Below are 22937 nucleotides of genomic sequence, written 5' to 3'. Positions count from 1 at the left end.
GCTTAGTGAAAAATTATGCGTCTTAACTTTTAAATACTAAAACTATAAGCATCTGAGAGTAAATTGCATAAGCCCTCAATTTATTAAACTTATGTATCATGGATAAAAACTTAGCCTTATTCACGCAGATCAATAGTTTATCGTATTGGTTGCTTACCGAAAGTAATTTTAAAAGTTCTGTAGCTTTAGATGCTAACGATGATAGTTTCTTTATATCTATAAAAGATGGTTTAGAATCTATATACAAGCACCACATCGAGGATTTTAGTAAAAAAGACACACGTTTCCTTAGGATTGAGTTATCTTCTATTGTATCGCATTTATTACAAATTAAGCGTACAATCCAAGACCAGCATAGACAAGCGTCTTAATCTTCTGGCGGATAACCGTGTATTTCTTCAAACTTTTCGTCAAAATTGGCACGTAAATAACTATTCAGTTTCTGTTTGTAGTCGTCCTTAAGCCATTTCATAAAGTTGAATGTGCTTTTACTAATGCATTTTGCATACAGCTCAAGTCTATTATTAATATCGTCTTTAAGCAGTTTTGCTAAGGCTAATGCATCGTAAACGTCTTCGCTATTTTCGATACAGATTTTTGCATGATGTTCTATAGAACGTTCTAGCACTACTTTAGAGCTTTCGCCTTTGGCTACAGCATCTTTATAAGTTTGTTGGATATCAAAATAGGTATCTTCAGACTTCGCAAATTCGTCTTTAATATCTTCGTGTAAATCGTGTTTAAAGTTCGCTTCAATCTTTTCGTCAGATACGATTCGGTCTGCATACCAATTCGGTGATTTAAAAATCAATTGCCAGTCCAAATCTGCGCCCCAAGGTCCAAATCTATAAGCGTTATTTCCTAAATCTACAACTGTAAACTTAGATTTGTTATTCAAAATACGAGACCCACGACCTATCATTTGATAATATAAGGTCAATGATTTTGTAGCTCTATTTAGTATAATGGTATCAATCGTAGGTTCATCAAAACCAGTCGTTAAGATACTTACAGAGGTTAATATTGCATTTGGTGTTTCGTGAAACCAATCTAAGATTTGCTTACGCTGTTTCTTAGTTGCTGTATTGTCCAAGTGCATGATTGGAATTCCGGCTTCTCTAAAGGCATAATACACGTTAATACTGGTGTTGATACCATTATTAAAAATAAGCGTCTTCTTCCCTAGCGCATGTTTTTTGTAAGCATCAATCAGCTTTTGTAACATGGCTGGACTTGAGTATAAATCTTCAGACGACTTTACCGTATAATCACCATTAGAACCGACTTCTAATGAGGTCAAACCCATATCGTACTGAAATACTTCTGGTCGCGCCAAAAACTCGTTTTCGATAAGGTTTTCGATAGTTTCGCCAGTAATCAACTCGTTATAATTGTCCTTCATTGGTAGCTCTTTATTAGAGCTTAATGGTGTTGCTGTAACACCAAGAATAAAGGATTTTTCAAAGAATTTAAACAGTTTTGTAAACGAGTTGTAATGTGCCTCATCAATAATCACTAAACCAACATCAGAGATATCTAAGATGCCATCGTTTAATCTGTTATTTAGTGTTTCGACCATGGCCACAAAACAGCTGTAATCTGCCTGGTCATCGAGATTGGCTTTACTATCTACTACTTTATTAGTAACCCCAAAACTGGTCAACATTTTTGAGGTTTGCGAACATAATTCAATTCTGTGCGTCATCACCAACACCTTTTTGTTGTGGTTTTTTAGGTATTGACGTACCATTTCTGAAAAGATAACCGTTTTTCCACCACCAGTTGGCAACTGATATAATAAGTGGTAATCTTCTGGAGCATTATCAAACTTATCAAAGATTTGCTGAATCGCACCTTGCTGATAGTCATAAAGCTCTTTATCGGTTTTCTTTTCTTGTAATGCTGAATTATTTTCGGACATAAATATTCGTAAGTTTTGGAAATGCAAAACTACATTTAAAAGTGTGATGAATTAAACAGAACGCGAAGAAATTTTTGTACGACGTTTTTCTTTTCTCGTATTTATAAAATAAACACCTAAAAGCAGCAAACTTCCTGCAATTATAGTTTGAAGCGTTATAGATTCGCCCAAAAAATACCAACCCAATAGCAAAGCAATTATTGGATTCACATATCCTGAAGTAGATACTTTTTCTGGAGATACTTTTTTTAGTAAATAATTAAATGAGGTAAACGCTGCAATACTGCCAAACAACACCAAGCATAACATTGAAATTTGTGTATCGGTTTGCCATGAATTTGGTGCTGTCCAAGTATCACCAGCCAAAAGACTGATAACGCCTAACAATACACCAGCACAAAACATTTGATAGCCTGTAGAGACAAAGAAATTACTAGGAAGTTCGGCCTGCGAAACAAACACACTACCTATACTCCAACTTAATACACACGCAAAAATAATTAGGATTCCGGTGATGCTACCGTCTTGTAGATTAAGACCTTTTTGGCTTACCAAAACATACATACCTATAATACCCAAAGCTATACCAATTAAAGAGCGCAATTGTATAGGCTTTTTTTGATACAAACGCATAATGATTAAAATCATCAAAGGATTTATGGAAGCTTCTAATGCCGCAAAACCACTATCAACAAACTGTAGTGCGTATACAAAAGCGCCATTTCCAAATACCAAAAATAGTACACTTGCAATCACTACATTTCTGAATTGTTTAAGTGAGATAGATAATGGCTTTTTTAGGATTTTTGCAATCACTAAAACTAGTACACCAGCAACTAAAAACCGAATTGAAGCAAGCATAAATGCTGGCAATTCTGCAACGGCAATTTTATTCCACAAATAGGTCGAACCCCAAAATACGTAGGTTGAGAAGAACGCTAAAAGAATAAGGATGGTGCTTTTACGCATTTTAATTTTGTTGGTTTTTAATTTCTCGACAAAAATAGCTTTTGATATTTGTCTTTTATCTTTTTAATGAAATGATTAACATATTTAGTGATAGCTGATAAATTCCTGATAATTCTATGAGGCAATTGCTTTTAAAATCTCTAAATTTCTTTATTTTGGAAGTTCTAATTTTAAAGACTTAAAGTGAAAGTTTGTATAGCCGAAAAGCCTAGTGTTGCTCGCGAAATTGCTGCTGTTCTTGGTGCATCTACCAAGCGTGATGGCTATTTTGAAGGTAATGGTTATGCAGTGACTTACACCTTTGGACATCTGTGTACACTCAAAGAACCTGCAGATTACAAGCCGTATTGGAAAAGTTGGGATTTGAACAACTTGCCAATGCTTCCAGAAAAATTTGAAGTCAAAGTCTCGGATAACGATGGCATTAAAAAACAATTCAACATTGTAAAAAGTTTATTTGATAAAGCCGAAGTCGTCATCAATTGTGGTGATGCTGGTCAAGAAGGAGAATTGATTCAGCGTTGGGTATTGAACGAAGCCAATTATAAAGGCAAAGTACAACGTCTTTGGATTTCGTCCTTAACCACAGAAGCGATTAAAGAAGGGTTTAATAACCTCAAGCCTTCTGAGGATTACGATAATCTCTATTATGCTGGATTTTCGCGTTCTATTGGCGATTGGTTGTTGGGTATCAATGCCACACGATTGTATACTGTAAAGCATGGTGGTTACAAACAAGTATTATCTGTTGGTCGTGTGCAAACACCAACATTAGCAATGCTTGTGAGACGTTTTAAAGAGATTGAAAATTTCATACCACAACCCTACTGGGAATTGCAAACGACCTATCGTGATACACTTTTTAGTTACGAAGAAGGTCGATTCCTGAAACAAGAAGATGGCGAAATACTAGCAAATAAAGTCAAAGAAGACCAGTTTGAAATAGTTTCTATTACCAAGAAAAAAGGAACCGAATATGCGCCAAAACTCTTTGATTTAACTGGATTACAAGTGTATTGTAATACCAAGTTTGGCATGTCTGCAGACGAAACGCTAAAAACAGCACAACGTTTATACGAGCAAAAGGCCATTTCTTATCCTAGAGTTGATACCACGTTTTTACCAAACGATGTGTATCCAAAGGTAAAAGGCATTTTAAGCAAGCTAAGCGATTATTCGGCATTGACTTCTCCTCTACTCGATAAAAAGATAAAGAAGTCAGCTAAGGTCTTTAATGACAAGAAAGTCACAGATCACCATGCTATAATTCCAACAGGAATGCAGATTAATATGCAATACAATGACCAACGTGTCTACGATGCAATTGTAAAGCGTTTTGTCGCTGTCTTTTATGACGATTGTAAAGTCTCAAATACGGTTGTTATTGGTAAAGCTGCCGAAGTCAACTTTAGAACCACAGGAAAAGAAATCCTATCTAAAGGTTGGCGTATTGTTTTTGAAACTGAAAATTCGAGTGCTAAAAAAGAGAACTTATTACCAACGTTTACAAAAGGCGAAAAAGGGCCACATGAACCATCATTTCTAGAAAAACAGACCAAACCACCGAATCAGTTTACGGAAGCCTCACTCCTACGTGCTATGGAAACTGCTGGGAAACAAGTAGATGATGACGAGTTACGTGATATAATGAAAGAAAACGGTATTGGACGACCGTCTACACGTGCCAATATTATTGAAACTTTATTTAGAAGAAAATATATTAAGCGCAATAAAAAACAGATTCTACCAACAATTACAGGTATTCAATTGATTGATACCATTCAAAATGAATTATTGAAATCTGCGGAACTCACTGGTTCATGGGAGAAACAGCTAAAAGACATTGAAAAAGGTGAATATTCTGCTTCTGCTTTTATCAAAAGCATGAAGCGTATGGTAGATGCCTTGGTTTATGAAGTGAGAACTGAAAAAGTAGTGAATCGCATATCGGCAGTAAACAACAAACCTGCAAAAGCATCAAAAGGTAAACCAAAATCAAATAAAGGTGTTGTCGGACAATCGTGTCCTAAATGTAAAAATGGGCAATTAATAAAAGGGAAATCTGCTTATGGCTGTAGTGACTACGGAACCGCTTGCAATTTTACATTACCATTTAAATTTGAGAATAAAAAAATATCAGATAATCAGCTTATCAGACTTTTAAGTAAAGGTTCGACTGTCAACCTTAAAGGGTTTAAAATCAATGGACAAGCTATCGAAGGGCTATTGCGATTTGATGATGGTTTTAAACTTAAATTAGAGCCAAAGAAAGCAGCATCAGCTACTACATCCCTTCCTGAAAATGTCTGCCCAAAATGTAAAAAAGGCACAATTATAAAAGGTAAAACGGCTTACGGATGCAGTGATTATAAATCTGGCTGTGACTTTAGATTCTCTTATGATTTATTACGTCAAAAAGCGAATGGACAACAGCTAACAAAAGCCTTGGTATTTGAAATACTTAGAGGATAGTTTAATCACATAATAAGTTGTCATTCTGAGCATAGCGATGAATCTACAGTAATTCCCAAAGTGTCAAAAGAGATTCATCACTGCGTTCTGAATGACAGAATAACACCTGAATGACATAAAACAAAAAAGCCACTATCAACGATAATGGCTTTTAATTAATTATGATTTATGAGGTATTAAATGAGCTTTACTTTAACTGCATTCATACCACGTTGACCTTTTTCAAGTTCAAATTGTACTTTATCGTTTTCTACAATTTCGTCGATTAAACCACTAACGTGGCAGAAGTATTTTTCATTATTCTCTTCGTCAATGATAAATCCAAAACCTTTTGAAGAATCAAAGAAGTTCACTTTTCCTTTACGGATTGGGTCAAACTCTACTTTTTCACCTGGCAATGTTTTAGGGATACTTACTTCGATGTTTTCAGCCTCAATTTCAATTTTATTATCTGGGTCTGGCGGTGTATCCGTCAAATTACCGTTATAATCTACATATGCTATTGGGATTCCTCCAGAACCACCATTAGCTTCCTTTTCAGCTTTGCGCGCTTCCATTTTTTTACGTTTGTCTTCGCGCTTTTTTAAACGTTTTTTTTCTTTTTCGCTTTTGTTGAATGTTTGTTGCGATTTAGCCATGTATTACTTTCAGTGTTTTAATTTGGTATAAAGGTAAGGCTTATCATGTATTAAGCCTAACAAATTCAATAATCTCTGAATGATTTATTGATTTATTAATGTAGATTCAACTTTAGATTCTACTTTTTCCCACAGATAATCAGAGGTTAAACGAAAGCTACCTAAATGTTCAAAACTACAGGTATCTGGGTTAATTATAGAAAGAAAAGGTTGATTTTTATCATTATTGTATAAATGATAAATCTCGCCAATCAAGGGCTCAAAACTAAACTTTGAAGCCGTGATTAGCTCATTATACTCAAGAACTTTCATTAACTCCTCGTACTCTGCTTTAAGAGCTTCGTATTTTGTCTTTAAATGTTTATTAGCCTTATATATCTGCGAATTTTTCCAACTACCATTATTTGGAGCCTTGATTTGTGGTGCGCTAAAACTAGTTGCATATGGTAAGAAAGCAGCATTGTATTGCTGTTTATCTTCATCAAAAACAACCATGTCAGGTTTTTTATCCGCCATTTTGTTTAATCTTTTTTTAAATATTTTCTACAAAAATACATAATTTTGTAAGTATTAAACTTAATAAATTCCCAAATATGGCAACATTCAATGTCTACAATAAACCATTAATCGCATGTTGCAATGACCCAATGACTGGGTATTTTAGAGATGGTTATTGTAGGACACTAGCACAAGACACTGGTACACATGTGGTTTGTGCTGTGATAACTGAGGAATTTTTAGTGTATACAAAGTCAAAAGGTAATGATTTGACAACACCGATACCACAATGGCAATTTCCAGGACTTAAGCCAGGTGATAAATGGTGTCTTTGTATATCGCGTTGGCTAGAAGCTGAAAAGGCAGGTGTTGCACCTCAAATAGATTTAAATGCTACAAACATAAAAGCTTTAGAGTTTACAAGTTTAGAACTTTTGGAAAGCTATAGTATTTAAATCCACTCTGAAGATAAATTTTCGACCACTAACCCATCTTCTAAACTCATAATTACGCCTTGTGCTGCACGTTCTCCAGAAATCATAGCTGCATTTAAAGAGCCATTAAGTAAATAATCGCCAGCTAAAAATATGGTAGGTTTTATTTGTGTTTCAGTTGGTGATATTTCATTTTGTAAGTTATCAATATCTGGTAATGCTTGTTTGATATGGTATGTCTTAATATGTCTAACAACCGAAATGTTACAAAGTTCTTTTAACTCAGCTTTTACTCTATCTAACAATGCAGTTTCATCTAAGTCATGATTTTTTACAATAGTAACTGATAATAGTTCTTTGCTTCCAGATTGTGATGTGTCTAGACTATTGTGAAAGAAAATATTATTAATTAAGGCATCTTTATCTGCAATCAAACCAATCAATGGCTTTGAGATTGCTCTTTTTTCTGCCTCAAAGTATATGTTGTAACATGATTTCCATTTCACATCTTGGTTTTTTAAGTTATCAATCAAATAGCTTGCACCAGATGTGATAATTGTAAAATGGGTGTTGATTACCTGACCATCTGTGAGCGTCAAACTTTTATCATCCACAGCTTTAACCTTGGTGTTAAATATAAACTCTGTATGATTTAACTGCTGCTTTAATTGCTCCGAAATAGCCCCTATTCCTGATTTTGGTAGCACTGCTAGACCTTCACCAAACATTTTATAGACAAATTCAAACATTCTGCTCGATGTGTTTAAATCTGGTTCTAAAAAAATACCAGAAAAAAAAGGCTTAAAAAACTGTTGAATGATTTCATCCGAAAAACCCTTAACTTTTAAATAATCTAATGTTGACAAAGAGTCGCTATCAAATATCGACGCTAGTGACTTGTTCTTTAAGGCGGTATTTAGTTTTAATATTTTTAATTTATCAGAAAAGTTACCTATTGAAGAAACTAACGTTGGAAATAACAAACTTAAATTACGTAATGGGTCGCCAATAGTTGTTTGCTTTCCATTATAAAAAATTGTAGCTCCAGGTAAAAACTCTTGTAACTTCAGCGCATTAAAATCTAAGTGCTCTTTGGCTTTAGGATATGCATCTAACAGCACTTGAAATCCGTGGTCTAACTGATAACCGTCAACAATATCAGTTTTGACACGACCACCTACACAGTTTGTAGCTTCAATAATTATTGGTTTATAACCTTGGGTTTCTAAAGTTTTAGCAGCTATCAATCCACTGATACCAGCACCTACAATATGAATCTTATATTCTTCTCTATTCATTATTTAAATTAAAACTGACTATTTTGGGTCTAGAATATTATCAATGCGTGCAATAGCATCACGGTAATGGTATTTTGTTTCTGTATTAACAGCTGAATTTGCAGCTGTTCGTAATCTTTGCTTTAATACATTTAACTCACCACGCACTAGAGATCTTACATCAGATTGATTTACATTATAGTATTTACGTGAAAAGCGTCTATTCATTTCACCAGTCATCAAGTTAGATAATTGGTCGATATGCGCACGTTGCAAATTACGTCTGTAAACAGTAACGTTTTTACCTAAACTAGCTTCTGACCAAATACCTTTTCGTAAATCACGAAGCATTTCTAGGGCAGAATAATTTGTTGCATCCAATGCATTATAGTCTATGAGTCTACCTAAGGTTTCAAAACTCATCAAACGGTTAAGATGCCTTGATTGCAAACCTCTTAAGCGCTCTGTATAACCTGCGTAATCAATCTTATTAAGAATTTTTTTATCAACTAACCAAGTAGGACTTGCAAATGCATTTTTATGTAACCATTGCATTGCTGCTTTTTGCTGTTCTTTTGGGACCATAGTATATACATCTCCTTTTTGAGAAGGGTTTTGAGTGTCTTCGTAAACACCACCAACATGAGATGTCACATGACCAATGTACCTATTCCAAACGCCTAACATTTCGCCATATAATTCTCCTAAGTCATCATAATTATTAGTCTGGTCACTAGTCCATTGTGGTAGATTAGCTGCAACAATTTTAAGATTTTTCAAGCCATAAGTACTGGCTTTGATGCTGTTGTTTCCGATATCTTCAGTTTGAGACCTTGGATCAAAACGGCTACCTTGACTGCCAAACATATATTTTGGGTCTCCACTTTTTGCAGAAACCATTTTATCTAAAATTGGAAGTTCATCATCTGCAGAATTAACCTCTGGATAATAACGATATCCAAAGTTAATAGCATAATCATCATAAGGTCCTAACTGTCTAATAAAACGAATGTTTTGATCTCCAGGTTGTGCAATATAGTTGTAGCGAGCATAATCCATAATTGTAGCCGCTATACCATTTTTTTGCGTAAATGCACCATCACGATAATTCTCGACATTGTATGCGTAACTTGCTGCCATATTGTGTGGCAAGCCTAATGTATGTCCAACCTCATGAGCGATTACCATTTTCATCATTTCTCCGATATCTTCCGCTGGTGTGTCCAATGTTCTTGCAGAAGGATTAGCTGCTCCAGTTTCTAACAAGTAACGGTTCCTGTAAGAGCGTAAATGATTGTGGTACCAAATAATATCACTTTCGATAATTTCTCCCGTTCTTGGGTCAGAAACACTTGGCCCAGTTGCATTACGTGTTGTACTCGCAACATATCTTACCACAGAATAACGTATATCTTCTGGACTAAAATCTGGATCTTCCTCTTTAGTTGGTGGGTCTTTTGCTATAATTGCATTTTTGAAACCAGCAGCTTCAAATGCTTTTTGCCAAAGCTCAATACCTTCTTTCATGTATGAGCGAAATTTTTCTGGTGTCGCTGGATCTAAATAGTAAACAATTGGTTTTACAGGTTCAACTAATTCTCCTCGTTTATATGCTTCAATATCTTTTGGTACTAATTTCCATCGACGAATATAAGTTTTGCGGTCTGCTTTAAGTTTTTCGCTACTATAATCATATTTACTTAACGTGAACCATCCAACACGTTCATCAAAATAACGAGGTTGCATTTTTTCTTTAGGTAACAAAATCATCGATTGGTTCATTTGAATACTTATAGACTCAATACCGCCATTTGAAGGTGGTTCTGCAGCGTTATATGTAAAATCTTGAACAACTTCTATGTTTTCAGGAAAACTTTTCATTGAGTTAATAAAGCTTCTAGATTTATCTAAATTTCTAACCTTGTACTGTTTTCTGTACCTAGATGGCAAACCACTAATTGCTTTTACATCTGTACCATAAAAAGAGCTAACATCTACAACAACAGCAGTAGAATCTTTAGATATAGCTTGTATATCAAAAGCGTATATGATTGGTTCGTAATTATTATTCTGAACAGAAATATTAATAGGTAAACTATCATCAGCGACTGCACTGTAAGACCTTTCTTTTATTAGAATTTTGTTTTTAAAACGTTCCCATCTTACCAATCTTGTATTAGTTTTGGTACCAGCGTTAACATAACCGCCACCAAGTCCTGTTGGTAATTTCGAAAATCGACTTACCAATAACATATCTGTGTCTAAATAGTCATTAGGGATTTCGAAAAAATACTTCTCTCCTACTTGATGAACTTTAAACAAACCATCGTCACTAATGGCATCCTTTGTAATTACTTTATCGTAATCTTTTATTTTACCTTTCTTTTTTGCAGCTGGTTTTGGTGTTACAGCTTCTGATTTAGCATCTTTTTTTCGTTTACGTTTTGATTGAGCTTCAGAAAAATTGAACCCTAAAAATAGAGATAAACATAGTGTAATAATGAGTTGTTTTTTAATAGAAATCATCAGAATTGGTGGTTTATTTTAATATAAAGTGTAAATATAATTAATAGAATATTAGTTTTTATTTTATTCTTAAAAGCTGTTAAAATCGATTAATAATCTGTAATTCTAAAGTATTTTTGCACTTTAAAAATTGATGTTTTATGTTGAATTTTTTTAGAGTCATAGCCTTTTTAGAAGGTGTTTCGTATATCTTACTTTTATTTGTTGCTGTACCAATTAAATATTTTAATAATGACCCACAATATGTAAAGTTGCTTGGCATGCCGCATGGTCTATTATTTGTAGTATATATTGTATTGGCCATTTGGTTAAAACCAGATTTTAAATGGAGTCAGAAAACCTTCTTAATAGTTCTTGCAGCTTCTTTAATCCCTTTTGGGACTTTTTATGTTGATAAGAAATATTTAAAACCACATACTGCTTAAGTAATATTTCTTAGGTTTATATAGAAATCAATTTAGCTGATGAAGCATTACATATATGACTTATTAATTGATAATGGCTTTGCTGTCGATACCGCCAAGTATTTAAATATGCTAGCATTATTAATAGCATTACTAATAGTCGCGTTTATTATAGACTTTGTAACTAAACGTGTGTTAAGGCGATTTTCTTCAAGTATAGCTAGACGTACCAAAACTGATTTTGATGACATATTAGTAGCTAATAAACTACCCAGAAACATAGCACATATTATCCCATTAATAATTCTAATAGAGTTTGTACCTCAAGTGTTTTCTGATTTTCCGGTTGTTGAAGATATTATAGAAAAAACCTTAAAAGTAATAGCGATATTATTAACTATTAGAATACTACAAAGCATACTTCATTCTGTTCGTGATTACCTAAAAACGCTAGCTCGTTATAAAGACAAACCTATTCATAGCTACATACAAGTATTTATGATTTTTGTCTGGCTATTGGCAATATTCTCAATATTTGCAATAGTAACAGGTATTTCTTTTTGGGAATTTGTGACTAGTATTGGTGCAGTTTCAGCAATTATTATTCTTGTATTTAGAGATAGTATTTTGGGTTTTGTAGCTAGCATACAAGTTACAGTAAACGACATGGTTCGTATCGGTGATTGGATAACATTTGAAAAATATGGCGCTGATGGTGATGTTACAGAAATCACACTGGCTACGGTAAAAGTCCAGAACTGGGATAAAACCATAACAACAATACCCACTTACGCACTAATTTCTGATTCGTTTAAAAACTGGCGTGGTATGTCTAATTCTGGTGGTCGTCGTATAAAACGTTCGGTATTAATTAAAGCCTCTGCAATCAAATTTTTAAGTGAAGATGACATCAATCGTTTTAAAAAAATTGAATTGGTTTCTGATTACATAGAAAGCCGTACTAATGAAATTAATGCCGCAAATATTGAAAATGATATTGATAAATCTGTACTCATAAACGGAAGAAATCTTACCAACTTTGGAGTGTTTAGAAAATATCTTCAAACATATGTCGAAAATCATTCAGCGTTGAATAAAGATATGACGATGATGGTACGTCAACTAGAACAAACCAATCAAGGAATTCCGCTTGAGATTTATGCCTTTAGCAAAGACCAGCGTTGGGTAAATTATGAGTATATCATGGGCGACATTTTTGACCATGTAATTGCTGCTGTATCGTATTTTGATTTAGAAGTATACGAGTTAGCTCTGGACTAATACTATAGTCTATCCTTAACAAATTCTACTTTTGTCTTTCCGTGTGGTTTAGGTTTACCATCAGGTCCAAGATTAACCATTATCATATTATCTACAGTTAAAATTGTTTCTTGTGTCATTTTGTTTCTAGCCTCACATTTCATTGTAATAGATGACCGACCAAACTTGACAACTTCCATTCCTATTTCTACTATATCACCTTTTTTAGCAGACGCCATAAAATTAATTTCGGACATAAACTTTGTAACAATCTTCGAGTTCTCGAGTTGAATTATTGTATACAAAGCCGCTTCTTCATCTATCCAAGCCAACAGTTGACCTCCAAATAAAGTACCGTTAGGGTTTAAGTCTTCGGGTTTTACCCATTTTCGTGTATTAAATCTCATCTATAATAATGTTTGTTGTCCAACAGAATCGTCGTTAGGAATTTTTAAACTAGCACCTAATTCTGAATTTATTTGTTTTATTAAATATGCCGAAAGCAATGGTGACTCTTTCTCAATATTTTGGTGCACAAAGAAATTAATATCCTTAATCCCTGCTTCTTGCCAGATTTTTAGACGCTCTACCCAATCATCTAATCTCGAATAATCGCTTTGATGATTTGCGCCAACGTATCTAATAAAAGCTCTAGAATTGGTTAATCTCATGTGCATAATATCGCGTCTACCAGCAGAATCGACTATAATATTAGAAATATCATTTTCTTCTAAAAGTTGGTATAAATCTTCTGCTATTATCTTATCGTTATACCAATCTGTATGTCTAAATTCTATAGCCAATGGTACTTCTTTTGGCCAAGATTCAGCAAAATTAATGACTCTATCAAAATCCTTAGGCGCAAAATTACTATGCATTTGCAAAAAGATACAGCCTAATTTTTCTTTGAGATTAATAGTACTATTCAGGTAATTATCTACAACAGGATTTATATCTTCATTTAAACGTTTCCAGTGGCTAATTTCTTGATTAAGCTTTGGGAAAAACCTGAAGTTATCTGGTGTTTTATCGTACCATTTTTGAAATTGTTCAGGAGGAAAAATTCTATAAAATGTAGCGTTTAACTCAATAGAATTGAATTGTCTTGAATAATATTCTAATTCATCTTTTGTACCTCTAGGATAAAACCCTTTTAAATCTGCACGATTCCATTTGGCACAACCCACAAATATGTTAGTCTTCTCTGAAGGATTTTCTTTTAAAACTCTCAGTGTATCTTTATGATCTTTTGGTAGAGTAAAGTCTATATCTTGCGGATTATCAACGCTTCCAAATTTCATGCTCTATAATTTTAGTTAAAGATATGAACTCCTTTAAAAACAAGCTAAAAATTAATTTGTTAATAACGCAGTTAACAAGATAATGCGTCGTAAGAAGATATAAGTCACATTATATCTAAATTTAATTCCATATTAATTCAAATCTACTCTAAATATGGAAACTCGCTCAAAACATCTTATTGACATTAGGCCTTTAATACCATCGGCAAAAGTATATGATACCATGTCTGCTGATGAAGCTTTTCAGAATAAAACATTGCGCCCAGTTATAAAAATGCAAAATGATTTATTTGTTGCAGTTTTCAAGAATTACATATCAAAGCGAAAGAATGTGTTTTATGATTTAACACTTCCAAAACAAATGGCTTATATCGAGAATGCTATACACAAAGATATGAAGTTCAGAAACTCATTAAAAGGAATGGTTATTGGACAATTCACAGTTGAAGAATATGAGATTTACATTCAAAATTCTTCAGCATTAAATAAACGTATGATGAATATTGTAAAAGAGCGTTTATTAAGCAGTATCCAACTCTTTACAAAACCCGAAATATTAAAAGCAGTCTAGAGCAAAGACTCTCCATTTAAATTAGTAGTGAGCACATCACTCATATAGTCTAAATAAGGTCTAGCAGCTCTAAATGCGTTATCAACCTGATTTATAAAGTCCTTAGATTGTACGTCTTTGTCTGTAAACTTTTTTATAAATATAAATTGCTTGCGACGAATTAAATCAATTGCTTTGTGCGCTTTATCAAAACCTCTCGGAGCAGTTTTTAATGAATCGCCAGTAAAATCTCCCCATGTATCCTTAAAGACTTTTTGCTCAAGAATATCACGAATTTCTTCATCATCCATTTCAAACTCTTTACGAATACGCATCAAATCCTCTTTATTTGGTTCCCAAAAACCTGTAGCAACAAATGACTCGTTATTAGGCTGTAGATGTAAGTAATAACCGCCTCTTAACTCGGGCTTCTTTCGATTAAAAGAACCTCCGAAATGTGTTTTATAAGGCAATTTGTTTTTTGAAAATCTGACATCTCTATATATTCTAAAAACTTTGACTTTATCGATTAGGTCATGCTCATTCATTAAAACTCCTAGATGATTATAGGCTGACTTTACATCAGTTTCTATGCGCTTAAACTCTGTTTTATTATCAGCAAACCAGTCGCGGTTGTTATTTTTAGAAAGTTTTTTTAGAAAAACAAATGTTTCTTTAGGTATAGATATTGCCATAATATTGTATTGTTAATTCCAAAAATATAAAAACCCAAACTTAGTAGCTTGGGTTTAATATATAATTATACATTAATTTATAAAGTTATTTTAATTTTCAACTGCATCTTCAACTTCGTCGGCGGCGTCTTCCACTGCATCACCAGCTTCTTCTACCGAATTCTCAATTTTTTCTTCTGTGGTTTTTTGTTCTCTACAACTTGTTGTTAAAAGACTTAAAGAGAACAATGCAATAAATAAATATGATAATTTTTTCATTTTGTAAATTTTAGATTAATAAATACGATTTTAATTATTTGTCTATTTTTTAGACAAATTTCTTATTAGTGATATGACGAAAAGTGCTATAAAAATATAGAAACAAATTTTTGCTAATCCTGCAGACGCTCCTGCAATTCCGCCAAAGCCTAAAACTCCAGCAATTATAGCAACAATAATAAAGATAATCATCCAACGTAACATAGTTAATGGTTTTAATAGTTAGTAAATTTTCCTCAAGCTTTTAGAGAAATTTTATCATTAAAAGAATAATGACTAGTTATCAGAAAAGGAATTTTCTAATTGTGTAGATTTTACATTCAATTTATTATCAAATTGTAATGTTCTGATTGGGAAAGGAATATTAATTCCTGCTTTATCATATGCTTTTTTGATTTCGACGATAGCTCTGGTCTTTGCTTTTAATTTCTCTAAAGCATTCTCCGAATCTATCCAAAATCGACATAGATAATTAATAGATGAGGCTCCAAACTCAGTGTAATAGAATTCTACTTCGTCGGTAGAATTAATTTGGTAAAAAGTATTTTTTATAACTTTTTTAGTAAGTCGTTCAACTTCTTCCAAATCCGAACTATAGCCTACACCACATTCTAAAAATACTCTCATTTTTGTAGTCAAAGAATAATTTTTTAGTGGATTTTCTAATATGGTTTTGTTAGGTATAACAACAATATTATTGTCTGCTTCCTTTAGGGTGAAATCTTTTAGATTTATATCCATTACTTCACCAGAAAAACCATTAGTTTCAACCCAATTACCAATCTGTACTTTTTTTCTAAACGAAAGTACTACACCAGCAATAGTATTGGCTAATGTACCTTGTAATGCAAGTCCAATTGCAAGACCAGCAACTCCTGCTCCGGCTAATAATGATGTCAATGTTTTTCCTAGATCTAATATTCCTAACGAGATAAAGAGACCAGATATTACCACAGCAACTGCAGATATTCTTGCTATTGTTTTGCTAATACTTTTTTGCTGTACACGGTTTGTGACAAGTCTTTCTTCAAGTTTACTTACGTATCTTGCAATGTAGTACGATGCCACCATGACTAACATTGCTAATATAAAATTGGGCAAATATTCGATTATGGTTGTAAACCATGACTTAAGTTTATCTGTAAGTGCAGCAAATGCTGTTTTAAATTGTTCTTTCATTGTGTAGTTTTAGTTAATAAAAAATTTCTAATAAATAATCTAACTAAATACTACTAGAATTCACTTTTATTTAACTGAGTTGATGTAGAGCGAACAAAAGCATCTAACATCCAACTGTTTTTTTCTAATTCTCTAATGTAAGCACCAATTAAGTCAATAGTTCCTTCATCTTTAATCTTATCAGCTTCTTCTATCACTTTACTCATTTGTTGTAGTAAAGTTGAGTGATTTTGCAAAATATAATTTACCATTTCCTTATCCGTTTTTTCAGATGAAGTTTCTTCAATGGTTGCTAGATTTAAATATTCTTTTAAAGTACTCACTGGATGATATCTTAGAGTCAATATACGTTCAGCAATTTCGTCTATCTTAATTCTTGCATCATTATAAAGTTCTTCAAATTTATTATGTAACTCAAAGAAATTCTCTCCTAATATGTTCCAATGAAAGTTTCTTAAATTTTGATAATAAATGTGATAATCTGCTAGTAAAATGTTTAGTTCTACAACAGTCGCATGTAAGTTTTGGTCTTTGATGTTTAAATAATTCATTCCTGTTGTTTGTGTTTTATTGGTTTTCATATAATTTAATATAAGGGATATAGGAATTTTGTCAAGCCATTTAACAGGGTTTAACTCTTATTAAGTTTATTTAACATAATTAGACTTTCATTTAAAAAAATTTAACAAAAACACAAATTGATTTAGAATAATTAAAAATAAACTTGTAGGATGAAAGAAAATTCAGTATAATGCAAAAAATTAATAATTACAATTTTATTTATGGGTAGACCAGCAACAAAACCAACAAAATTAAAAGATGGTTTTTATATAGAAATACGCAACAAGGGTTCAAGATCTGGCGTTAAGTTATATAATGCAACAGAAATGCAGATGGAGCGTTCTATTAAAATGTACGAACGATCAAAAGAAGTTATCATTTTAGGAGAATGTGTAAACGGAAAATTTTTAACTAAAGAGCCTAAGTTACACGTTGTGAAATAGCGTGTTTTCTTAGTTGAGTATAAATTTAAAAATCACCTTCAATAGGTGATTTTTTTTATTCAAAATTTATTGAATGCAAAATTAATCCAGACGCTGGTGCAATGTAGTCCATAACTTCTGTACTATTTTCTTTCAAAGTCATTTCAATATACTCTAAAGTAATATCGCCTCTACCTAGCTTAATTAATGCGCCAAACATTAGTCGTATTTGATTTCTCATAAAACCCTTTCCTCTTACTTTTAATACATAAGATTTGTCTGGAAAAAAATTAGCGGTATATATTGTGTTATCAACTAATTGACAGTTTTCGATAGTTCTTATAAACTCTCCTGTAGCTGATGCTTTATAGCAATAGGTTTTAAAGTTGTGCGTACCTTGAAAAAGCATTGCGCCTTTTTTCATAAGTTCTACATCTAAAGTCTCTAGAATTGTTGTTAAAATGGGTGCGCAAAATGGATGATTTTTTTGTCCTTCTGAGAATACGTAATGGTATTCTTTAATTTTTGAATCTTGAATAATATTAAAATCCTTATTAACTTCTTTAATAGAAAGCGCTCTGATGTCTTGCGGTAAATTATGATTAAAAAGTGCCAAAAATTCTTCAAAATCCTCGATAGGTGAATTATAAATAAAAAGTTCTAACGCCGCTTCGTTTGCAGATACCATAGCATCTGTGCGTCCAGCTCCAAGTGTTTTAAACCTAGTATCCTTGAGGATAAATTTTAGTGTGCGATCAATCATTAAATGGATAGTCTTTACATCTGGTTGTTTTTGCCATCCGTGAAATCTATATCCTAAATATTGAATCTTTATGAGGTAATAATAACGCTTTTCAAATACCATATTAATGTCGAAATTACTATTAACTAATCTACTAATCAAAATTTTTTTTAACTTGAAAGCTATTACTAACTAAAATCAACAAATCATGACAACAACAAAACCACCAGTTTGGTTCTGGATTATTGGCGTATTAGCTCTAATTTGGAATGGATTAGGCGTTATGGCCTATTTGAGTAAAGCATTTGCAACAGAAGAAATGATTGCTGCATTACCACCAGAACAGCAAGCCGAGTTTTTAATGGAGTTTCCTGCATGGTATACTGCCGCTTTTGCAATTGCAGTATTTTGCGGTGCTTTAGGAGCATTATGTTTATTAATTAGAAAAAAATGGGCGCATATACTTTTTGTACTTTCGGCAATTGGTGCAATCGTACAGCATTTCTATTTATTTAAAAATGTAGAAATGAGCGGTGCTCAAATTGTAATGCCTGTGCTAATAATTGTAGTTTGTGTGTTTTTGGTATATTTTGCAAGAAATTCTGCTGCAAAAGGGTGGATTAAATAATTGCATTGACAAATACAAAAAAAGCATCAGAGTTTCTGATGCTTTTTTTATTTTTACTTTAAATAGAAATTTATTTGAAGCGCAATTATCCATTTGACCCAAAGCTAAAGCATCATTTAATTATCAGCGTGATTCTAGCTATTTGGATATTTGTATTTCTTTTTTTTACAGAACCGCTAGATGTAAATGAGTTCGGTCAACAAGAAAAATTACTTTACTTACCTGGATACGGTATTTTAGCTGCATTCTTATATGGTTTTCATCTACCAATCCAGTATTTGATATACAATAGTAACAAAAAAGAATGGCGCGTTAGTAGCGAAATTATTTTTTCGTTTTGCTTTATAAGTATTTCAATTTTTGCTTTAAGGTATTTTTATCTTATTGTAATTATGGACTGGCATCCAAATGCGTATTCATTCAACTATCACCTAAGAACCATTATAATTCCAGCAATTTTAACGGTTTTTCCAATAATAATTATAGCACGTTTTGCCTTTGGAAAATACCACGAAAAAAGATTAGAAAATAGTAAAGTAGAAATTAAAGGTGAAGGTAATTATGAAGGTTTACGACTTAATTTTAACGATATTATTTCAATAAAATCATCAGATAATTATATCGAAGTTTTTTACCTTTCTAGTAATGTACTTAAAAAAACGTTGATTCGTAATAAGTTATCGGTTATTGATGCAGAATTTGAAGAATTACTTCGGACGCATCGCTCGTATCTTATAAATCCATTCCATTTTCAGCAATGGAAAACTGAAAACAGTAAACTTTCTATGCGCATGAATTATGATGTTGAAGTGCCAATTTCTAAAACCTATCAGAAAGCTATTAAAAAGGCATTTCAACTTACCACAAACTAATACCATTTCGCCCCAAACACTTGTTATTATTGAATTGAATGATGGTTCCTTAAATATATTTGCTTCAGAAAGTTTAATCACATAAATCATTCAATCATGAAAAAATTAGTACCATTTATTATCGCGTTTGTATTCGGGTTTCAATTTATAAATGCACAACTTCAAACTTGTGACTGTAAAACAGACTTAGATTTTATAGTTGAGAAAATGAAAAAAATGCCGTCTTACAAAAAACAAATTAAGGGCGAAAAATTAGATAAATTTAATACCACTTATAATAATAATTCTTCAAAAATGGAAAATCCACTTCCAATAGAAGATTGCTACAAATTATTATTGGAGCAAATGAATTTGGTTAATGATGTTCATGCTTCGCTTCAAGTTAACAATGCGTATTCTAAAATTACAATTAACGAATTACAAACAAATATTGAAGCATTAAAAGAAACATTAAATAACAAACCTCTAGAAGCCGCAGAGGGTATTTACAAGTTTAATAATGAACTAATTGGGTTGCAATATATAAAAGGTACTAACGATCTGGTAGGCATTGTTTTAGAAACCGACTTAGAAAATTGGACAGTTGGTGAAACTAGATTTACTATGACTCATACCAATGCCAACAAATACAATATGTACTATTACAATTCAAAAACCAGAAAACCTGGATTTGTAAAAAGCATGTCTTTAGAAAATGGGCGTATTTGGTCATATAAAAAAGTAGGAAACACAAATAATTTTGAGTTGCCTACTGATGATGCAGAAGTAGCTTCTTTTCGACAAATTAATGATAATGTACAATACCTCTACTTTGCTACATTCGGCAATAATAAAAAGAATGAATTAAATTCATTTTTCAACACCACTAAGGATAAATTAACTGCAGATAATATTATTGTTGATTTAAGAAGTAACAGAGGTGGTAACAGTAAGTTTTCAGATCCTTTTTTGAAATTTTTAAAAAATAAGAATGTTTATGTTATTACTAATGCTTTTGCAGGAAGTAATGGCGAACAATTTACTTTAAAGCTTCTTAAAAATAAAAACGCTAAACATTTGGGACAAAAATCACGTGGAATAATTGCTTATGGTATGAATTACGGTTACAGATACAATACGCCTTCAGAATATTTTAAAATGATGCCAACAGATATGAATTTTCATAAGTATATCGAATATGAAGGAAAAGGTGTAAGTCCAGAAATACCATTAGATTTTAGTAGAGATTGGATTGAGCAAACATTAGAAATTATAGAAAAAGATAGTAACTAAGCTTAACATGGTTCTAATGCATGATTAAACTTTCTGAATTACATTAGAGTAACTGCCACTAAAATATTTAGTGGCAGTTTTAGTTTACTCATCCAAAAACGAATTTGCGTGTATATATAATAAACACGTTTTATGAAAACTCTATTATCATTTTCTTTAGTCATGTTATTTATGTCTAGTGGATTAAGTCAAGAACAGAAATTAGTATCTATGTCAAATACATATCAAAAAGCGTATAAATTGGGCTCTAAATATTACAAAACAGGTTCAGATAAACCCTTTACTGGTGTGCTATATGGCAAATATGATAATGGAAATTATATGACTATGCAAGAATATGTTGATGGAGTTGGAAATGGGAAATGGATTGACTTTGACCCTTATGGTCGTAAAGTTTGTGAAGGCACATACAAAGACAATAAAGTTGAAGGACCAGTAACTTTCTTCTATGAAGACGGTAGTGTCAAATCTAAAGGGCAATACCTGCATTGGAAAAGACCAATAGGCAAATGAACCTATTATGATAAAGAAGGTAATGTGGTATCTACTATGACCTTTACACGTTAACTATTTTTCACGACCTTTTAATACATCTACAACATCATTGAGCTTAAAACCTTTTGCCTGTAGTAACATTAAATAATGAAAAAGTAAGTCTGCTGACTCTTCTAAAAATAAGTCATCATTATTATCTTTTGCTTCAATAACAACCTCTACAGCTTCTTCTCCTACTTTTTGAGCAACTTTATTTATGCCTTTAGCAAATAATGAAGCTACATAAGATTTTTGACTATCTGCGTTTTCTATTCTAGACGAAATAGTATCTTCTAGTTTTGAAATAAATCCAAAGGATTGATTATTGGTTTCATTCCAGCACGTATCTGAGCCTTTATGGCATATTGGCCCTTTTGGATTTACAAAAACTAGTAATGTATCATTATCGCAATCAAGTTTTATATCTACTAAATTTAAAACATTTCCGCTTTCTTCACCTTTGGTCCATAGACGCTGCTTTGTTCTACTAAAAAACGTAACTAATTTAGAATCTATGGTTTGTTGCAAAGCTTGATTATTCATGTAACCTAGCATTAAGACTTTATTTGTTATTGCATCTTGAATAATTGCTGGCACAAGTCCATCAGGACTTTTATTGAAATCTATATTCATAATTATTATTCTATTTGTCATTTCTACAGAGCGCAGCGACGAGAAATCTCTTTTGATGTGAGGTTCTTCTTTTGCTTTGCAAAATACTTTCAATCCAAATACATTTGGATTTCAGTAGTGTTCTGAATGACATTTATATTCTTACTGAAACTCCTTGTTTTCGTAATTCCTTTTTTAATTCTATTATAGGTATTTCACCAAAGTGAAACACGCTAGCAGCCAATGCAGCATCAGCTTTTCCTTTTTTAAAGGTGTCTGCAAAATGTTGAATCTTTCCAGCGCCACCAGAAGCAATAATTGGAATATTTACTAAATCTGATAGTTTTGCTAAGGCTTCATTTGCAAATCCTGCTTTGGTTCCGTCATGATTCATAGATGTAAACAATATCTCTCCAGCACCACGGCTCTCAACTTCTTTTGCCCATTCAAATAACTTAATATCTGTTGGGATAGTTCCTCCTGCTAAATGTACAAACCACTCCTCACCTATCTTTTTTGCATCAATAGCAACTACTACGCATTGACTACCAAACTTTTTTGATAGTTCATTAATTAACTCTGGTCGTTTTACCGCAGATGAATTTATAGATACTTTATCAGCACCACAATGCAATAGGTCATCAACATCAGCAACTGAAGAGATACCACCTCCAACAGTAAAAGGTATATTAACTTGTTCCGCTACTTTTAGCACCATATCGTGCATAGTTCTTCTGTTTTCTAGAGTAGCGGCTATATCTAAAAAGACAAGTTCGTCAGCACCTAATTCTGCATATTGCTTAGCGAGTACTACTGGATCACCTGCATCACGTAAATCCACAAAATTGACACCTTTTACGGTACGACCATTTTTAATATCCAAACAAGGAACAATTCGTTTTGTCAGCATAA

General features: G+C 32.6%; 27 protein-coding genes. 11 read left to right on the top strand and 16 right to left on the bottom strand.

Annotated features, from left to right (window positions below):
• Window positions 1–98: 98 nt before the first annotated feature.
• Window positions 99–371, top strand: coding sequence for a hypothetical protein (locus BTO05_RS02295; protein WP_087491106.1), 273 nt, complete (start codon window positions 99–101; stop codon window positions 369–371).
• Here the strand turns inward: BTO05_RS02295 and BTO05_RS02290 are convergent.
• Together BTO05_RS02290 and BTO05_RS02285 are read right to left on the bottom strand one after the other, a co-directional pair.
• Window positions 368–1921: a DEAD/DEAH box helicase gene (locus tag BTO05_RS02290; RefSeq protein ID WP_087491105.1), complete on the bottom strand. Its 1554-nt coding sequence runs from the start codon at window positions 1919–1921 to the stop codon at window positions 368–370. The two genes, BTO05_RS02295 and BTO05_RS02290, sit on opposite strands and share 4 nt — an antisense overlap.
• A gap of 51 nt (window positions 1922–1972) precedes the next feature.
• Complete coding sequence (locus tag BTO05_RS02285) at window positions 1973–2890, bottom strand: EamA family transporter (RefSeq protein ID WP_198295253.1); 918 nt, start codon at window positions 2888–2890, stop codon at window positions 1973–1975.
• Window positions 2891–3073: 183 nt separating this feature from the next.
• Here BTO05_RS02285 and BTO05_RS02280 point away from each other — a divergent pair, with 183 nt between their 5' ends.
• Complete coding sequence (locus BTO05_RS02280; RefSeq protein WP_087491103.1) at window positions 3074–5362, top strand: type IA DNA topoisomerase; 2289 nt, start codon at window positions 3074–3076, stop codon at window positions 5360–5362.
• A 176-nt stretch (window positions 5363–5538) separates the two neighbouring features.
• On the opposite strand, the gene BTO05_RS02275 is transcribed toward BTO05_RS02280, so the two are convergent.
• Both BTO05_RS02275 and BTO05_RS02270 read right to left on the bottom strand, forming a co-directional pair.
• Complete coding sequence (locus tag BTO05_RS02275) at window positions 5539–6000, bottom strand: cold-shock protein (protein WP_087491102.1); 462 nt, start codon at window positions 5998–6000, stop codon at window positions 5539–5541.
• Between the two features lie 84 nt (window positions 6001–6084).
• Entirely contained in the window at window positions 6085–6516 is a 432-nt protein-coding gene (locus BTO05_RS02270) for a DUF2452 domain-containing protein (protein WP_087491101.1), read from the bottom strand.
• 77 nt (window positions 6517–6593) lie between these two features.
• Between BTO05_RS02270 and BTO05_RS02265 the strand changes: the two genes are divergently transcribed.
• Entirely contained in the window at window positions 6594–6953 is a 360-nt protein-coding gene (locus BTO05_RS02265; protein WP_087491100.1) for a DUF2237 family protein, read from the top strand.
• On the opposite strand, the gene BTO05_RS02260 is transcribed toward BTO05_RS02265, so the two are convergent.
• Together BTO05_RS02260 and BTO05_RS02255 are read right to left on the bottom strand one after the other, a co-directional pair.
• Window positions 6950–8230 (bottom strand): NAD(P)/FAD-dependent oxidoreductase, encoded by a 1281-nt coding sequence (locus BTO05_RS02260; protein WP_087491099.1) that lies wholly within the window; start codon window positions 8228–8230, stop codon window positions 6950–6952. The two genes, BTO05_RS02265 and BTO05_RS02260, sit on opposite strands and share 4 nt — an antisense overlap.
• Window positions 8231–8248: 18 nt before the next feature.
• Window positions 8249–10735, bottom strand: coding sequence for a zinc-dependent metalloprotease (locus tag BTO05_RS02255; RefSeq protein WP_232459763.1), 2487 nt, complete (start codon window positions 10733–10735; stop codon window positions 8249–8251).
• Between the two features lie 140 nt (window positions 10736–10875).
• Here BTO05_RS02255 and BTO05_RS02250 point away from each other — a divergent pair, with 140 nt between their 5' ends.
• The gene (locus BTO05_RS02250; protein ID WP_087491098.1) at window positions 10876–11160 is read left to right on the top strand and encodes a DUF3817 domain-containing protein; all 285 of its coding nucleotides are present in this window, start codon (window positions 10876–10878) and stop codon (window positions 11158–11160) included.
• A 39-nt stretch (window positions 11161–11199) separates the two neighbouring features.
• Window positions 11200–12420, top strand: a complete 1221-nt coding sequence (locus BTO05_RS02245) for a mechanosensitive ion channel family protein (RefSeq protein WP_087491097.1) — start codon at window positions 11200–11202, stop codon at window positions 12418–12420.
• A 2-nt stretch (window positions 12421–12422) separates the two neighbouring features.
• Here the strand turns inward: BTO05_RS02245 and BTO05_RS02240 are convergent, their stop codons facing one another.
• Both BTO05_RS02240 and BTO05_RS02235 read right to left on the bottom strand, forming a co-directional pair.
• Window positions 12423–12806, bottom strand: a complete 384-nt coding sequence (locus tag BTO05_RS02240) for an acyl-CoA thioesterase (protein WP_087491096.1) — start codon at window positions 12804–12806, stop codon at window positions 12423–12425.
• Window positions 12807–13700 (bottom strand): DUF72 domain-containing protein, encoded by an 894-nt coding sequence (locus tag BTO05_RS02235; RefSeq protein ID WP_087491095.1) that lies wholly within the window; start codon window positions 13698–13700, stop codon window positions 12807–12809.
• Window positions 13701–13854: 154 nt separating this feature from the next.
• Between BTO05_RS02235 and BTO05_RS02230 the strand changes: the two genes are divergently transcribed.
• The gene (locus tag BTO05_RS02230) at window positions 13855–14271 is read left to right on the top strand and encodes a glyoxalase (protein ID WP_087491094.1); all 417 of its coding nucleotides are present in this window, start codon (window positions 13855–13857) and stop codon (window positions 14269–14271) included.
• Here BTO05_RS02230 and BTO05_RS02225 read toward each other — a convergent pair.
• The 5 genes from BTO05_RS02225 to BTO05_RS02210 all read right to left on the bottom strand — a co-directional run bounded on the left by BTO05_RS02225 (window position 14268) and on the right by BTO05_RS02210 (window position 16933).
• On the bottom strand, window positions 14268–14945 hold the full coding sequence (locus BTO05_RS02225) for a DUF2461 domain-containing protein (protein ID WP_087491093.1): 678 nt from the start codon (window positions 14943–14945) through the stop codon (window positions 14268–14270). The two genes, BTO05_RS02230 and BTO05_RS02225, sit on opposite strands and share 4 nt — an antisense overlap.
• Before the next feature lie 90 nt (window positions 14946–15035).
• The gene (locus tag BTO05_RS14080; protein WP_198295252.1) at window positions 15036–15203 is read right to left on the bottom strand and encodes a hypothetical protein; all 168 of its coding nucleotides are present in this window, start codon (window positions 15201–15203) and stop codon (window positions 15036–15038) included.
• A 42-nt stretch (window positions 15204–15245) separates the two neighbouring features.
• Window positions 15246–15407: a DUF1328 domain-containing protein gene (locus BTO05_RS02220; protein ID WP_087491092.1), complete on the bottom strand. Its 162-nt coding sequence runs from the start codon at window positions 15405–15407 to the stop codon at window positions 15246–15248.
• 72 nt (window positions 15408–15479) lie between these two features.
• A complete protein-coding gene (locus tag BTO05_RS02215; RefSeq protein WP_087491091.1) occupies window positions 15480–16382 on the bottom strand; it encodes a mechanosensitive ion channel family protein in 903 nt (300 codons plus the stop codon).
• A gap of 53 nt (window positions 16383–16435) precedes the next feature.
• Window positions 16436–16933 carry a Dps family protein gene (locus BTO05_RS02210; protein WP_087493259.1) on the bottom strand — a complete coding sequence of 166 codons (498 nt, stop codon included), beginning with the start codon at window positions 16931–16933 and terminating at the stop codon, window positions 16436–16438.
• Between the two features lie 231 nt (window positions 16934–17164).
• On the opposite strand from BTO05_RS02210, the gene BTO05_RS02205 reads away from it, so the two are divergent.
• A complete protein-coding gene (locus tag BTO05_RS02205; RefSeq protein WP_087491090.1) occupies window positions 17165–17386 on the top strand; it encodes a hypothetical protein in 222 nt (73 codons plus the stop codon).
• 55 nt (window positions 17387–17441) lie between these two features.
• Here BTO05_RS02205 and truA read toward each other — a convergent pair whose 3' ends face one another.
• A complete protein-coding gene (gene truA, locus BTO05_RS02200) occupies window positions 17442–18230 on the bottom strand; it encodes a tRNA pseudouridine(38-40) synthase TruA (RefSeq protein WP_087491089.1) in 789 nt (262 codons plus the stop codon).
• 85 nt (window positions 18231–18315) lie between these two features.
• Here truA and BTO05_RS02195 point away from each other — a divergent pair, with 85 nt between their 5' ends.
• The 4 genes from BTO05_RS02195 (at window position 18316) to BTO05_RS02180 (ending at window position 21392) form a co-directional block, all read left to right on the top strand.
• Complete coding sequence (locus tag BTO05_RS02195) at window positions 18316–18735, top strand: hypothetical protein (protein WP_087491088.1); 420 nt, start codon at window positions 18316–18318, stop codon at window positions 18733–18735.
• A gap of 74 nt (window positions 18736–18809) precedes the next feature.
• On the top strand, window positions 18810–19607 hold the full coding sequence (locus BTO05_RS02190) for a LytTR family DNA-binding domain-containing protein (RefSeq protein WP_087491087.1): 798 nt from the start codon (window positions 18810–18812) through the stop codon (window positions 19605–19607).
• A 96-nt stretch (window positions 19608–19703) separates the two neighbouring features.
• Window positions 19704–20879, top strand: a complete 1176-nt coding sequence (locus tag BTO05_RS02185) for a S41 family peptidase (RefSeq protein WP_087491086.1) — start codon at window positions 19704–19706, stop codon at window positions 20877–20879.
• A 132-nt stretch (window positions 20880–21011) separates the two neighbouring features.
• Window positions 21012–21392, top strand: a complete 381-nt coding sequence (locus tag BTO05_RS02180; RefSeq protein ID WP_087491085.1) for a toxin-antitoxin system YwqK family antitoxin — start codon at window positions 21012–21014, stop codon at window positions 21390–21392.
• A 54-nt stretch (window positions 21393–21446) separates the two neighbouring features.
• Here the strand turns inward: BTO05_RS02180 and hisIE are convergent, their stop codons facing one another.
• On the bottom strand, window positions 21447–22067 hold the full coding sequence (gene hisIE, locus BTO05_RS02175) for a bifunctional phosphoribosyl-AMP cyclohydrolase/phosphoribosyl-ATP diphosphatase HisIE (protein WP_087493258.1): 621 nt from the start codon (window positions 22065–22067) through the stop codon (window positions 21447–21449).
• 112 nt (window positions 22068–22179) lie between these two features.
• Window positions 22180–22935: an imidazole glycerol phosphate synthase subunit HisF gene (hisF, locus tag BTO05_RS02170; RefSeq protein WP_087491084.1), complete on the bottom strand. Its 756-nt coding sequence runs from the start codon at window positions 22933–22935 to the stop codon at window positions 22180–22182.
• Window positions 22936–22937: the final 2 nt, after the last annotated feature.

This window comes from Winogradskyella sp. PC-19 (assembly GCF_002163855.1).
Lineage (GTDB): Bacteria > Bacteroidota > Bacteroidia > Flavobacteriales > Flavobacteriaceae > Winogradskyella.
The sequence above is the reverse complement of the archived record's forward strand: the minus strand, read 5'-3'. Positions and strand labels throughout refer to the sequence as shown.